16 protein-coding genes are annotated in these 13,308 nt (G+C 52.5%); 2 read left to right on the top strand and 14 right to left on the bottom strand.

The features are described from left to right. The 4 genes from NT073_RS04115 to NT073_RS33290 form a co-directional block, all read right to left on the bottom strand. Positions 1-348 carry a hypothetical protein gene (locus NT073_RS04115; RefSeq protein WP_297369228.1) on the bottom strand — a complete coding sequence of 116 codons (348 nt, stop codon included), beginning with the start codon at positions 346-348 and terminating at the stop codon, positions 1-3. 10 nt (positions 349-358) lie between these two features. Continuing rightward, a complete protein-coding gene (locus NT073_RS04110) occupies positions 359-1,645 on the bottom strand; it encodes an efflux RND transporter periplasmic adaptor subunit (protein WP_297369225.1) in 1,287 nt (428 codons plus the stop codon). 9 nt (positions 1,646-1,654) lie between these two features. Further along, positions 1,655-6,085, bottom strand: coding sequence for a CusA/CzcA family heavy metal efflux RND transporter (locus NT073_RS04105; RefSeq protein ID WP_297369223.1), 4,431 nt, complete (start codon positions 6,083-6,085; stop codon positions 1,655-1,657). Between the two features lie 100 nt (positions 6,086-6,185). After that, positions 6,186-6,527 carry a DUF6660 family protein gene (locus NT073_RS33290; protein ID WP_366107223.1) on the bottom strand — a complete coding sequence of 114 codons (342 nt, stop codon included), beginning with the start codon at positions 6,525-6,527 and terminating at the stop codon, positions 6,186-6,188. A 273-nt stretch (positions 6,528-6,800) separates the two neighbouring features. Between NT073_RS33290 and NT073_RS33285 the strand changes: the two genes are divergently transcribed. Then, on the top strand, positions 6,801-6,890 hold the full coding sequence (locus tag NT073_RS33285) for a hypothetical protein (protein ID WP_366107222.1): 90 nt from the start codon (positions 6,801-6,803) through the stop codon (positions 6,888-6,890). Positions 6,891-6,974: 84 nt separating this feature from the next. On the opposite strand, the gene NT073_RS04100 is transcribed toward NT073_RS33285, so the two are convergent. From NT073_RS04100 to NT073_RS04085, 4 genes are read right to left on the bottom strand one after another with little or no spacing between them, the layout of a single operon-like run. Continuing rightward, the gene (locus NT073_RS04100) at positions 6,975-7,184 is read right to left on the bottom strand and encodes a GDCCVxC domain-containing (seleno)protein (protein WP_297369220.1); all 210 of its coding nucleotides are present in this window, start codon (positions 7,182-7,184) and stop codon (positions 6,975-6,977) included. 3 nt (positions 7,185-7,187) lie between these two features. After that, positions 7,188-7,778 carry a mercuric transport protein MerTP gene (gene merTP, locus NT073_RS04095; protein ID WP_297369217.1) on the bottom strand — a complete coding sequence of 197 codons (591 nt, stop codon included), beginning with the start codon at positions 7,776-7,778 and terminating at the stop codon, positions 7,188-7,190. Positions 7,779-7,803: 25 nt separating this feature from the next. Continuing rightward, positions 7,804-8,187 (bottom strand): metalloregulator ArsR/SmtB family transcription factor, encoded by a 384-nt coding sequence (locus tag NT073_RS04090; protein WP_119671832.1) that lies wholly within the window; start codon positions 8,185-8,187, stop codon positions 7,804-7,806. Positions 8,188-8,228: 41 nt separating this feature from the next. Further along, entirely contained in the window at positions 8,229-8,624 is a 396-nt protein-coding gene (locus NT073_RS04085; RefSeq protein ID WP_297369213.1) for a MerR family transcriptional regulator, read from the bottom strand. Between the two features lie 66 nt (positions 8,625-8,690). Between NT073_RS04085 and NT073_RS04080 the strand changes: the two genes are divergently transcribed. Continuing rightward, positions 8,691-9,125, top strand: a complete 435-nt coding sequence (locus NT073_RS04080; protein WP_297369210.1) for a hypothetical protein — start codon at positions 8,691-8,693, stop codon at positions 9,123-9,125. A 14-nt stretch (positions 9,126-9,139) separates the two neighbouring features. Here the strand turns inward: NT073_RS04080 and NT073_RS04075 are convergent, their stop codons facing one another. The 6 genes from NT073_RS04075 to NT073_RS04050 all read right to left on the bottom strand — a co-directional run bounded on the left by NT073_RS04075 (position 9,140) and on the right by NT073_RS04050 (position 13,116). Beyond that, positions 9,140-9,475, bottom strand: coding sequence for a YnfA family protein (locus NT073_RS04075; RefSeq protein ID WP_199736863.1), 336 nt, complete (start codon positions 9,473-9,475; stop codon positions 9,140-9,142). A gap of 91 nt (positions 9,476-9,566) precedes the next feature. Continuing rightward, positions 9,567-10,367 carry a metallophosphoesterase family protein gene (locus NT073_RS04070; protein ID WP_297369206.1) on the bottom strand — a complete coding sequence of 267 codons (801 nt, stop codon included), beginning with the start codon at positions 10,365-10,367 and terminating at the stop codon, positions 9,567-9,569. Further along, on the bottom strand, positions 10,364-11,452 hold the full coding sequence (arsB, locus tag NT073_RS04065; RefSeq protein ID WP_297369204.1) for an ACR3 family arsenite efflux transporter: 1,089 nt from the start codon (positions 11,450-11,452) through the stop codon (positions 10,364-10,366). Before arsB ends, NT073_RS04070 begins: the two co-directional genes overlap by 4 nt. 40 nt (positions 11,453-11,492) lie before the next feature. Then, positions 11,493-12,227 carry a hypothetical protein gene (locus NT073_RS04060; protein WP_297369201.1) on the bottom strand — a complete coding sequence of 245 codons (735 nt, stop codon included), beginning with the start codon at positions 12,225-12,227 and terminating at the stop codon, positions 11,493-11,495. Between the two features lie 7 nt (positions 12,228-12,234). Next, the gene (gene arsN2 / locus NT073_RS04055) at positions 12,235-12,666 is read right to left on the bottom strand and encodes an arsenic resistance N-acetyltransferase ArsN2 (protein WP_297369198.1); all 432 of its coding nucleotides are present in this window, start codon (positions 12,664-12,666) and stop codon (positions 12,235-12,237) included. Positions 12,667-12,675: 9 nt separating this feature from the next. Further along, entirely contained in the window at positions 12,676-13,116 is a 441-nt protein-coding gene (locus NT073_RS04050; RefSeq protein ID WP_119671825.1) for an arsenate reductase ArsC, read from the bottom strand. Positions 13,117-13,308 lie beyond the last annotated feature (192 nt).

Here is a 13,308-nt window from a genome sequence, read left to right as displayed (position 1 = left end):
TTATTGAGGTATACTCTCGGTATTGAGGGTATAATAGAGTCGAATGAGATAATCAGGACGGTCGGGTTGTTGGCTAGTATCCGATAGCGTTATAGTCAGCTGATCCCAAATCGCAAACGACTGCTCGATCCGAGCTTCGGTAGCGTTTTGGGATTGATAAAAGGTCTGTAACCTGTTGCTCCATAACACCAGATTATCCTCGTCAATAACTGTCATTACCAAGGTTGGATAGTGGCTAAAGGGCTGACCCGTTTCCAGGACTAGGTAATTAATTTGCACGGACGAAATGCCATCGCGGGCACGAAGATGCAGGGCGTTATTCTCGGGTGTTAACAATAGAGATTCCATTGATTTTGAGTTAGTGAGCATGCCCTTCTTCTTCACCACCTGCCGCCTGAAGCTGCGAGAGCACCGCATAAGCGCCATTGATAACCACCTTAGCCTTTTTAAGGTCGAGCGAAGCCGGGAGGGTGACCTGTGAGTAGCCGCCTTCCGTCACCCCACGGCGTACGGGGATTTGCTTGAAAGCAGTGCCATGCTGTTCGGTTTCACCGGCTTTGTGATCGTGCTCTTCCTTTGCCGAGTGGTTAGCCTCCCCTTCTTCATGCTCGTGTTCTTCAGGGGCTTTTTCATCCGTCACAATAAAGATATAATCCTTGCCCTCGGCGGATACGATGGCTTTTTCGGGCAGCGCCGTTACCCGGCTATCGCCTACATCCAGGCTAGCCTTTAGAAACGTATTGGGCGCTAATCGGGTATCCGGCTGATCGAGCCTTGCTACCACCCGCACCGAGCGGTCGGCCTCAATAGACCGGTTAATAAACGTGATTCGACCCGACCGCTCTTTACTGGGCTCGTTGTTAAGCCGCAGGCTCACCCGTTGGCCCTCCCGAATCTGGGGCAGGTCCTTTTCGAACACGGTCAATTCAGCGTATAAGCCCTGACTACTCGTCAGTCGTGCCATCATATCGGCGGGTTGAACGTATTGGCCGACGGTCACAGCGACCTCGGTGATCACCCCATCCAGGGGGGCGGTTACGGCATAGTACGAACTGAATTTACCACCCAGAGCAGCCTGTGGAGACAAGCCAACCAATTTAAGCCGATGCGCCAGGCCACCCAGCCGGGAACGGATTTGGTTGCGCTCGGCGGATGTTTGCTGAAACACTTTCAAGGCACTCACGTTTTGCTCGCTCAATTCTTTCTGCCGGGCATATTCCGCATCCAGATACGTTAGGCGGCTATGATTCTCGGCGTACTCCTGCTGGATGGCCACCAAATCCGGGTTTTCAATGCGGGCAATTAGCTGGCCCTTCCGCACCGGCTGACCGGGTAAGAGGGGCAAGCTCCGCACGAAACCACCTTGCAGCGCGGTAATAGCCACCTGGCTCTGAGCAGGCACGGCCAACCGACCGTTTAGCTGAAGCAACTGACCCAAATTACGATACTCGACGCTGCCTAAGCCAATCGCCCCGATGCGTAGTTGATCGGTGGAGAGTTCTACAACGTCAGCAGGCCCTTCCTCGTGGCCAGCTTGTTTGGCAGCGGGTTTCGTTTCCGCTTCACTGGTCGTTTCTTTTTCCGTGGATTCACGACAGGCAATCGTCAGCCACAAAAGACCGACACTCAAAAGGATTCGTTTCATGATACGATATTAGGGTAAGCCCAGAATTTGCTCCAGACGAATGATGGATTGATTGTACTGAGCCAGCACATCGACGTAGCTAGCGCGGGTCTGGTACGCCTGCGAAAGAGCCAGCGAGTACTGGAGATAGGCAATCTCACCAGCCCGAAAGGCTACGCCCGCTTTGTCCGCCAGCAGCCGGGCAGTTGGCAAACCGGTTTGCTCGTAATAGGTCAGACTGCTTTGCAACTTGCGGATTTCCTGAATGGTCGTGGTTAGCTCACCCTGCAAATTGCGCTGCGAGAGGGCCAGCGTGGCTTCGCTTACTTGTTGACCGAGCCGGGCCACTTCAATGCGGGCGCGCTGGGGTTTGGTAAACAGCGGAACGGCTACGCCTGCGGTCACTCCCTGGAACCGCTTGCCGCCCCCATACGTCACTTCTTGGTTGTTAACAGTATACGTACCGATGAGCGACTGATTAAAATAACCCACGGTAAAGCTGGGCAATAGCCGAGCCTGTTCCACGTCCGTTTGCCGGGAGGCTACCTCGATTTGCTGGCGTAAATAGGCCAGTTCAGGCGTCTGAGCCAACGTTGCGGAGTCCGTGACGACGGGTAGTGCCCGGCGCGTCAGGGTACTATCCGATAAAGTAATGGGTTGGTTGCTGTTCAGCAGGGTTTGCAGCCGACTGATCACAATTTGTCGATCCGCTTCCGTCTGGGCCAGCGAATTACGCAATTCGCCCAACTGATTGGTTGCCGTGGCCACCTCAACGGCGGTTCCTTCGCCGGTTTTGAGCCGCAGTTCCGTCGCTGAGCGGAAAGCCACCAACAGACTGTCCTGACTCCTGAGTAGCCGACGCCGTTCGACCAGGTATAATAGGTCGTAGTAAGCGGCTTTTACCTGGGCTCGTAGTCCGTTCTGGCTGATGCGCGCCTGTCCCTGGCTCCCCGCCACGTTGGCATCGGCCAGCCGACCCAACTGCCGAATCAGTTTTGGATTCGGTAGGTTTTGCGAAACGGCAACATTATTGTCGAAGTTTGGGCCATTATACTGTCCGCCCATCCAGGAAAAGTTAGTCGTCCCAATGTCCCGGGCTGCCCGACGTCCCGTCTGTTGCTGACTGATAACCAACGCATTGATCCGGGCTATTCCATTGTTAGAGGAGGCTTGCTGCAAAGCCGCATCCAGTGACAGCGCCCCGCCTGCTTGCGTGCTTAATTGGGGTACCTGAGCCTGAGCCGGTAAGACCAAACCTAAGCCTAGTAACCCAATTAATAGCCAACTGGCTACCTTACCTGAGATGGAGGGCGTTAAGGCCTTCTTTTTCTTATCTTGGGAGCTCGCCCCCCACAGGGTCTGTTCCCACCAGTACAGGCAGGGAAGAACGAGTAAGGTTAACAATGTAGCGGAGACCAGTCCCCCTATGACTACCGTAGCTAAGGGCCGTTGCACTTCGGCTCCGGCTGTTGTTGCTAGGGCCATCGGTAGAAAACCCAGGGAGGCCACCAGGGCGGTCATCATGACCGGACGCAGCCGGGTTGCTGTCCCCTGGAGAATACGGTCCCGAAGACTCAAATTCGTTTCGGCTGTAAGGTGATTAAATTCACCGATCAACACGATGCCGTTGAGCACTGCTACCCCAAACAGCGCAATAAAGCCAACACCAGCCGAGATACTAAACGGCATATCGCGAAGCCAGAGCGCGAAAATACCGCCAATAGCGGAAAGCGGAATGGCTGAGAAAATCAGCAAACTCTGCCGAATCGAACCGAACGTAAAAAATAAGAGCAGAAAAATCAGACCCAGCGCGACCGGTACGGCGATACTCAGTCGGTCTTTGGCTTCCTGAAGGTTTTGAAACTGTCCGCCGTAGGTGAGGTAATACCCAACCGGCAATTTAATCTGCGTATCTAACTTACTACGTAATTCATTCACCACGCTTTCTATATCACGCCCCCGCACGTTGAAGGCCACAATAATCCGCCGTTTCGCATCTTCCCGCTGAATTTGGTTGATGCTGTTTTGAAACGATACATCAGCGATTTGGCTCAAGGGGACATTCTGACCGTCAACCGTCGTTACCAGCAAATTCTGAACGTCTTCTAGCCGCTGACGGCTCTGCTGCTGCAAGCGAATGACCAGATCATACCGTCGCTCGCCTTCGTAGACTAATCCTGCCGACGAGCCCGCGAAGGCCGCTTCTAGATACCGATTGGCCTCCTCAATGGATAACCCAAAGCGGGCCAGTGCATCCCGATCAAACTTGACCACAATCTGCGGCAAGCCTGACACTTGTTCGACATAGAGATCTTCAGCCCCGGGTACGGTACTAACAACCCGCCCAATGCGGGCTGCGTAATCGGCTAACACGCCGAGATCTTCCCCGTATAATTTCACGGCGATATCCTGCTTCACGCCTGAGATTAACTCACTAAAGCGCATCTGGATGGGTTGTAGAAAGCCGTAACTAACGCCGGGTATCTGGTTGAGTTTTTCCTGCATCTTTTCGGCTAGTTCTTCCCGGCTACTGGCTGAGGTCCAGTCTTTCCGGTCTTTTAGAATCACCATCAGATCAGTGGCTTCAATGGGCATTGGATCGGTCGGAATCTCTCCCGCGCCCGTTTTGCCAATGGTTTCGATTACTTCCGGAAAATTTTCTTTTAGTATCCGCCCTGCCTGAAGGGAGGCATCACTAGACTGAGAAAGCGAAGAGCCAGTCATGACCCGGGTTTCGACGGCGAAATCCCCCTCATCTAATTGGGGGATGAATTCCCCGCCTAACTGGCTAAAGATAAACAGTGCCCCCGCCAGTAAAGCGAGCGATAAGCCAACCACTAGCCCTTTGTGATCCAGCGTCCAGCGAATGGCCGGATCGTAGCCCCGGTGAAAGAAGTGCATAATCCGATCGGAAATCGTCTTACTTCCTTCGCGCACTGGCTTCTTGCTGAGCAAGAGGGCTGAAGCCATGGGTACATAGGTCAGGGAGAGAATGAAGGCTCCCAGTATCGCGAAGGCCACGGTCTGCGCCATTGGCCGAAACATCTTGCCTTCAATACCAACCAGCGCCAGGATCGGCAGATAGACGATCAGAATGATGATCTCCCCAAAAGCCGCTGACGAACGAATTCGGCTGGCCGATTCAAAGACCTCTTCATCCATTTGGTCCTGGGATAAATGGTGCCGATAGTTTTTCAGGGCGATATGATGCAGGGTTGCCTCGACGATAATGACCGCTCCGTCCACAATTAGACCGAAATCAATTGCCCCCAAGCTCATCAGATTTCCTGACACACCAAACAGATTCATCAGCGACACGGCAAAGAGCATGGCGAGCGGAATCACCGAAGCCACAACTAATCCCGCCCGCCAGTTGCCTAGCAGGAGCACCAGCACAAAAATGACAATGAGTGCCCCTTCCATCAGGTTCTTCTCCACGGTGCCAATGGCGCGGTTGACAAGCTTCGTTCGGTCAAGGAAGGCATGAATTTCAACCCCTTCTGGCAAGGATTTCTTAATTTGCTCAATCCGCTCCTTGACGTTGCCAATTACCTGGGAGGAATTAGCCCCCTTGAGCATCATCACGATAGCGCCTACGACTTCCCCTTCTCCGTTGCGGGTCATAGCTCCATACCGAACGGCGGAACCAAGCTGAACCTGAGCTACGTCCCGAACCAGGACCGGAATACCACCGGGCGTCCGGTGAACGACAATCTTACCAATATCCTGGAGTGTACCGATCAACCCTTCAGACCGGATAAAATAGGCATTCGGCCGACGGTCAATGTAGGCCCCCCCCGCATTCTGGTTGTTGCGCTGAAGGGCAGTAAAAAGTTCATCCATCGTTACCCCCGATGCACGAAGACGCTGGGGATCGACGGCGACTTCATACTGCTTGAGAAAGCCACCAAAACTACTGACATCAGCGACTCCCTTGGTACCCAGTAATTGCCGCCTGACGATCCAGTCCTGGATGGATCGTAATTCCATGGCCGGGTAGCGTTTTTCGTAGCCGGGTTTAGCCCGTAACACGTATTGATAGATTTCTCCCAAACCCGTGGTCATCGGGGACAACTCGGGCGTACCGGCATCGTCAGGAATCTGGGAACGGGCCTGTTGTAGCCGCTCAAAGACCTGTTGACGGGCCAGGTATATATCAACGCCATCGTTGAGGACAATGGTAACGACCGATAGGCCGAAGCGGGAAATAGACCGTACCTCGATCAAATCGGGTAAGGTGGCCATCGTTTGCTCGATAGGGAAACTAATAAGCCGCTCAACATCCAGGGCTGACAGGGCCGGGCTTTGGGTAATGACCTGTACCTGGTTGTTTGTGATGTCGGGCAGGGCGTCTATGGGCAGGCGGGTTAGCGAATAGCTACCCCAAATAACCAGCGCGAGCGTAAAAAGCCCAACAATGAGTTTATTCTGAATGGAAAAGCGAATGATACGATCCAGCATGATCAGATCCGAACAAGTGAGTAACAAGAAAATGCTGTTCATAAACTAGCAGCACACGCTGATTAAAAGCGGGCACGATTAGTCATGAACTCAGTTGTGTTCAGACGGTAATCTTGGGAGGTTGCCAGATGGCGGAGAGCGTATCTGCCCAATGAGGAGACGTATAACGGAAGCTAGTGGCCACTACAGGTTTTATCGCCACGGAAGCAGTCAGCTTATAGCTGAACTGTGGCAAGAGCGTAACGATGGCGGCACAACACGAACAGCTACAAAAAGGGGTACATTGATCGTGGTGTTCATGGGACGAACCAGGATAAGACCGATCAGCTTTTGCTAGCACGGTCGCATGGCCCTGCCTAGGAATAGGCTGCACCTCATCCGCACAAGGCCATATCGATAGACCAAGCAGGTAGAGAGACAATATCGTCGTAAACCACTTCACAGCCACAAAGGTACGGCAAAGCTTTGTGCAACAGGTAGTCAAATACAAGTCTATATTTTATTTTGTAGACTATAAAGAATATGGTCGCTTGATTTAGTTAAAGAAATGGCAACTTTATGAGGGTTATCGTTGACTTCGTGTGCGTCGCTGAGGATGTGGAGAAAGCGGCCCAAATCGTTAGCAAAGCGAATGGCCGGATGTCTAGGCGGAAGCCTTGTGTACTGCTTGATGGATAGCTCTATTTTTGAACGAACCCCTTAGCGTTTTAGGAGTATGCTGCTGGCAATTTTAAAATCCATTCTTGTATTTATTCTGGCGGGCCTGTGTGAGATCGGGGGCGGTTACTTGCTTAAGAAAGCGTAATCTCGTCTTTTGTTCACATGTATACGAGCGTTTATAGTTGAACACTTGAGGAATGAGAAAACCCGCTTTCGCGGGTTTTCTCATTCAGGCGCAACAGCTCTTTTGCTCTTGGATCGGGGGGCACTTCGCTGACCCGTAGGAGCAGAATACGCAACAATCCCCCGCCAGCGGCTTTAGAAGGGTGTGGCAGGAGGTGCATTCATAAAAATAGGTGCAAGCATCAGTCGGCATGATCTCCGTTGCCTGGTGGCCACAATTTGGGCAGGTAATCCCGGATTCGAGTGTGACGGTCATGCCTTAGAGCGTTTTGGTGCTGGTGACTTTGTAGCCAGTGGCATCCACCGCTTTTTTGATGTCGGCGAGGGAAGTTTTTTTGCTGTCGTATTTCACGGTTGCCGCGCCTTTCTGGTACGACACATCCACCGCCGAAACTCCCTTGATCTTGGTAACTTCCTGCTTGATGTGATGCTCACAACCTTCGCAGGACATGCCTTTGATGGTCACATACGCCACTTGTTGCGGGCCTGCCTGCGCGGGCTGCACGGTCGCTTGATTCTTATCCTGATATAGGAAGTTCGAGTAGGACGGGAAAGCCAGCAGCAGCAATGCTATACCTGTTACTACCCCCAAAAAGGTTTTGGTTTGCCAAAAGGCGGTTTTCTTCGTTTCGCAATGACATGCCATCGTTTTTTGGGGTTTTAATTGTTCGTACCAGGCCCAACCCAACGCGCCCACCGTGAGCGCGATACTGTAAGGCCGCAAAGGTTCCAGCCAAGCCCACCCACCAGCCGATCCAGTGGCACCCACCAGCAAAGTGAGCAAAGGGACGGTACAACAGAGAGAAGAAACAAAGGCAGTGAGTAGCCCGGTCAATCCGGCGAGTTTCATAGCTTATGATCGTTATTGCCCTGGACTAAGCAGCCAACAAAGGGGTGGTTTGCATCGTTTCGAGGTGTTCTAATAGAGAATGTAAGATGCCGGTTGATTCTTCCCGTAAGGAATAAAAAACGGTTTGGCCGACTTTGCGAGCCTGGATCAACTGCGCATCTTTGAGCTTGCGCAAATGCTGGGAAACAGCGGGAATGCTCATGCCCAAAATGTCGCTCAAATCGCAAACGCACAAATTGCTTTCTTCCTGCAGCAGGTAAATAATTTTGAGCCGGTTGGCATTGCCTGCCAAATTCAGCACCTGAGCCAATCGGTCAAAGACCGGCTCGGCCTGTTTTATTTTCTCGGTGCATTGGCGAATCTGTTCTTGATCGGCAAAAACGCGGACACAGTTTGACGAATTTTCCATTTCGAAACAAAGCTAAGCAATTTGCTTATTTAAGCAAATTCTTAAATACCTATTAGGGTATTATCCAGAATAGCGGTGATTTTGCAATGATTGGGACAATCGACAACGGCTTCCAACAACTGTTGTTTAATCGCTAACAGTTGAGTGATTTGCTGGTCGATCAGCCGGACTTTTTCTAGCACTTGGGCTTTACCGGCGAGGCAGTCCAGACAACCGGTTTCATAGGACATAATGACCTGCTGAATTTCTGCCAGCGTGTAGCCAATATTCTTTAATTCCTTGATCGCCCGAAGCCGGGATAAAATAGCCGGTGAATATTCCTTGTAGTTGTTTTCTCGTCTAGCTCGTTTGGGCAAGCGTAGTAAACCGATTTTTTCGTAATACCGGATCGTGTCGCGGGAAAAGCCCGATTCCTGGGAAATGATGCCGATGAGCATAATTATTTTTCGGTGAAACGCTTGACAGTGGACTATACTCCACCGTTTAAATTTACCAGAAAAACCATGAAATCACTCCTGCTTACTGGGTTCGCCTGGTTACTCGCGCTGGTCTGCTTGGCTCAAGCAAAAACAACTAAGTCGATGGAAACCGAAACTGCTTTAAAAAAGAAAATCGCCCTGGCCTGCAAGCTCACGGACAAAGACCAGATCAAGCGAATGAATGAATTACACCAGACGCTTTTTAAAAAGGTGTCGCGTGCCGTGGAGCATACCAAGAGCTACGAGCTAGTATTTCAGGGAACAGATAGTGCCATCATTGGCGACCTAGCCGAATTTATCAAATTCGAGCGGCTCTGCTGCCCGTGGCTAGTGTTCCACCTGACCTTTCAGCCTGAAGAAGGGCCGATTTCTCTGGAAATGGGCGATTCAGTCGAAACCAAGGAAATGGTCTATCTGGTGATGGAACTCGACAAACTCGATAAGCGCACCGTTCGTTAGGCTGGCCTTTGAAATTAATTCCGGGGTGCGTAATAGATGATGCATACCCCAATTAACGCAATGAGCGCGCCGATAATATCGTATCTGTCTGGGCGGAATCCATCTACCTTCCAGGCCCAAAGCAGGGCCATGACAATAAAGAATCCACCGTAGGTGGCGTACACGCGCCCAAATCCGGCGGGTTGGAATGTGGCCACGATACCATAGCCTGCCAGGATAATCCCGCCGACAATACCGTACCAGATTGGTTTCCCTTCCTTCATCCATTGCCAGACCAGGTAACCACCTCCGATCTCGCAAAGTCCCGCCAGGATAAACACTAAAATGGATTTTAAAACGGGGATCAGCATCGTTCGTAAAACTAGAGAATCTTTCGGCGAAAGTTCGGGACAATCCTACAAGAAAAGCCCCAATACTGGGGCTTTTCTTATTTTCGGGTAATTAACCACGGCGCAGCATGTCCGCGTAAGGATCGGGCAATTCACTTTCCTCGACCGCACGGGCGGCTTTCTCCACATCGTAGGCAACCCGCACGAATTCCACTTGAACTCCATCCGCTGAACCAGGGCGGGCGGTTTCGTCAATCGTCAGGATGACATAGCAGGCGCGGGGGTCGCCGTCCTTTGGCTTGCCTACCGATCCGATATTGATGGCATGACGCCAATAAGTTTCTGCGCCTGGAGCTTCGGCACTGACCACTTTATGAAAGGGTTTGTGCGTATGCCCGAAGCATAGAATGTCGGCACTGGCTCCTTCCAGCACGCGCCCCAAACTCCGGTCGCCCCGATCCTCGAACAGGTATTCATTCACGCGTCGGGGGCTTCCATGTACCAGCAACAACGTCACCGGGGTTTGTTGTTGCCAGAGGTGGGCCGGATCGTTGCCCAACTCGAATTCGACCCGAATATGGGTCGGCAAAGTGCGTAGATACTGCCGTTCAGAATCACCCACGGTTTTGTTGGTGTAGGCAATGGATACTTTGCCCATCGCCTTTTCGTCTTCTTCTCGGTAGGCGCATCCGCAATCGTCACTACTGCGGCCTATGCCGTAATCGTAATTCCCGGCGATGGTGGGAATCCCACGTTGGCGAATGGTGGCGATGACTTCGTTCGGCCAAATGTTGTAGCCGACTAGATCACCTAAACAATACACCGCGTCAGGCTGGCGGCTGTCAATGTCGGCCAACACCGCTTCCAGTGCGGGCAAGTTGGCGTGAATGTCGGAAAACAGGGCAATTTTCATGCGTGTTTTTGAAACGTCTTTTTGTAGTGGAGATCGAATTTGTGTTGTTGTTTCAGGGCAAAATTGACCATCAGAATTAGCACCGGCACTTCGATTAGTGGCCCCACCACAGCGGCAAAGGCAGCACCCGAATTGATGCCGAAAACGGCGATGGCAACGGCGATGCCCAGCTCGAAATTATTCCCGGCTGCGGTGAAAGCGAGCGAGGTTGATTTCGCGTAATCTGCACCGGCTCGCTTCGAGAGATAGAAGGCCGAAAAGAACATGATGGCAAAATAGATCGTCAGGGGAATGGCGATGCGCAGCACATCGAGCGGAATGGACACGATCAGTTGGCCTTTCAGGCTGAACATGACCACGATCGTAAATAGCAGCGCGATAAGGGTGATGGGACTAATGGCAGGCAAAAACGTCTGCTCGTACCAGTGAAGGCTTTTCAAACGGGTGAGAATGATCCGCGAAAACATGCCTGCCAGGAAGGGCACACCCAAATAAATGAACACGCTCTTGGCCACTTCGCCGATGGTAATATTCACCTCGTACCCGTGCAGTCCGAACAGGGGCGGTAGTACCGTAATGAACAACCAGGCATAGACCGAATAGAACAGCACTTGGAAAATGCTGTTGAAGGCAACCAGCCCAGCCGCGTACAGCCGATCACCGCCCGCCAGGTCGTTCCAGACAATCACCATCGCAATGCATCGGGCAATGCCGATCATGATAAGGCCGGTCATGTATTCGGGCTTGTCGGGTAGGAAAATGACCGCTAGACCGAACATGAGCAAAGGGCCGACGATCCAGTTTTGTACGAGTGAAAGGCCCAATATTTTGGTGTTGGCAAATACCTTGGGCAGCTCGTCATAACGCACCTTTGCCAAAGGTGGATACATCATTAGCACCAGGCCAACGGCGAGCGGCACATTGGTCGATCCCGAATTGAATTGGTTGATGAAGCTCTGCGACTGCGGGAAGAAATACCCGATGCCCACACCGATCAGCATGGCCAGGAAAATCCACAGCGTCAGGTAGCTATCCAGAAAGGAAAGCTTTGGCCGGTCAACTGGGGGAACAATAGTTGGATTCATATAAAAAAAGGTCGGCTATGCACCGACCTGGCTCCGTGGGTTAATGAACGTTGCTAAACAAATACAGCATTTCGGTGGCTATCTGCCGGTTCAGGGCATTATAGACAGCGGCTTCGTTGGCTTGCCCTTCCGCCGTGCGTGGGGGCGTGTAGGGCAGGGTGATTTTAAAAGCGGGGCCTTGCACCGTGGATTTGGCGATGCGGTCGGTTGGCCCATCCGGGCCAGGGCATTCCGTAGGATCGCAGGTGAGAATCAGGCCGAAATTATTTTTGGGGTTCGCCTGGTCGGTATAGACTTTCGAGAAGAGCGTCAAAGCAGGCTGCTTTTCATCGAACCGCAATTCATAAGCCGGTTGCCCGCTCAAGGTCACCGGGTTGACCTGGAAACCAATTTTTTCCAGTGTTTTTTGAATCGTCGGGGCAACCGTGGAAGCGATGTTGCCACCCGAAAATGCATGTACGTTTTCGACGCCCAAATAATCGGCGGCAACCTGCGCCCATACCTGGGCCAGCAAGCTACGGCGGGCATTGTCCCCACTCACGAAAAGCAGGTTCGCATTTTTATCTGTGATGCGTTTGTTCTGAATGAAAAGCGCAATTTTATCCAACTCGGCACGGCGTGTTTCGGGAATCGCACCCAAGTCTTTTTTGGCGCTCTTCAGATATTCCGCCAAAGCGGGGTAGAGCTTGAATTGCGGACGCTCATTGGTGGGTGTGCGAAAGGCCAATAAGCCTATGCCACCGAGAAGAAAAAGGGCAATCAATGCGGGTTTCATGGCGGATTTAGTTTAAGCTGCGCTTCATGACAATGGCCGATGACGGACATAGTTCGCTGAATTGCTGCGTCTGTTGGATAGCCGCAGGTACTTCCTGACGGCTGACGGTTTGGAAGCCATGCCGCTCGAAATAGCGATCGGCTGTATTGGTGATGAGATACACTTCTTGCAGGCTGGATGCCTGGGCGGATTCCAGCAAACGGCCGACCAGTTGGGCGGCTATCTGCTTGCCTTGGTGGTGCGGATCGACCGCCACCGAACGCAGCAGGCCCACCGGGCCGAATCGTTCCAGACCAGCCACTCCAACGGGGGTTTGCTCGTATTTCGCAATGACAAAACCAGGAAGGCCGGTTGGCAAATCCTCAGTCAATAGGTGCCCTTGCTCTAGCAGGGCAATGACGGCCTCAGTATCGGCCAGTTGCGCGGGTTCGATCTGCATGGCCATCATTTATTGCGGGACGGCTTCGCCCAAACGGCTGGCGATGAATTCCTGACTGTAGGTTTTGATCAGATCCCGCACCCGGCGGAAGGAGGTCAATGCGTCTTCCCCTGGCCGGTCCGCCGGTGCGGTGTGGCCAGGATCGAGAAAGCTCTGGTGAATGCGTTCGCCCACGGTGGGGAAAAACGGGCATTGCTCGCGGGCATTGTCGCAAACGGTGATGACGTAATCGAAGGGAATATGCACGTACTCGTCGGCATGATTCGAGGTGTGATGCGAAATGTCGATGCCGTCTTCGGCCATCACTTGAACGGCCAGCGGATTCACCCCTTTGGGGTTCACTCCGGCACTGAGAACTTCCGCCCGATCACCGGCAAAATATTGCAGGTAGCCTTGGGCCAATTGAGAGCGGGCGGAATTGCCCGTGCAAAGCACTAGGATTTTTTTCATGGCTGATTGATTGGATTTAGTTGCAGCAACCGGGAGGGCAGCAAGCCGCTTTGGCCGCTTCTTCGGGCTTTTGAGCAAACACCGTGACGCTGTAGATACCTTTGTCCTGTTGGCGGTAATCGGCGATTTCGTCGGCCGACAGATAGTTTTTCAGCACATCATCCGGCAAGGCGATTTCCCGCTCTTTCTGCA

This window comes from Spirosoma sp. (genome assembly GCF_026391055.1).
Taxonomy (GTDB): Bacteria; Bacteroidota; Bacteroidia; order Cytophagales; family Spirosomataceae; genus Spirosoma.
The sequence above is the reverse complement of the archived record's forward strand: the minus strand, read 5'-3'. Positions and strand labels throughout refer to the sequence as shown.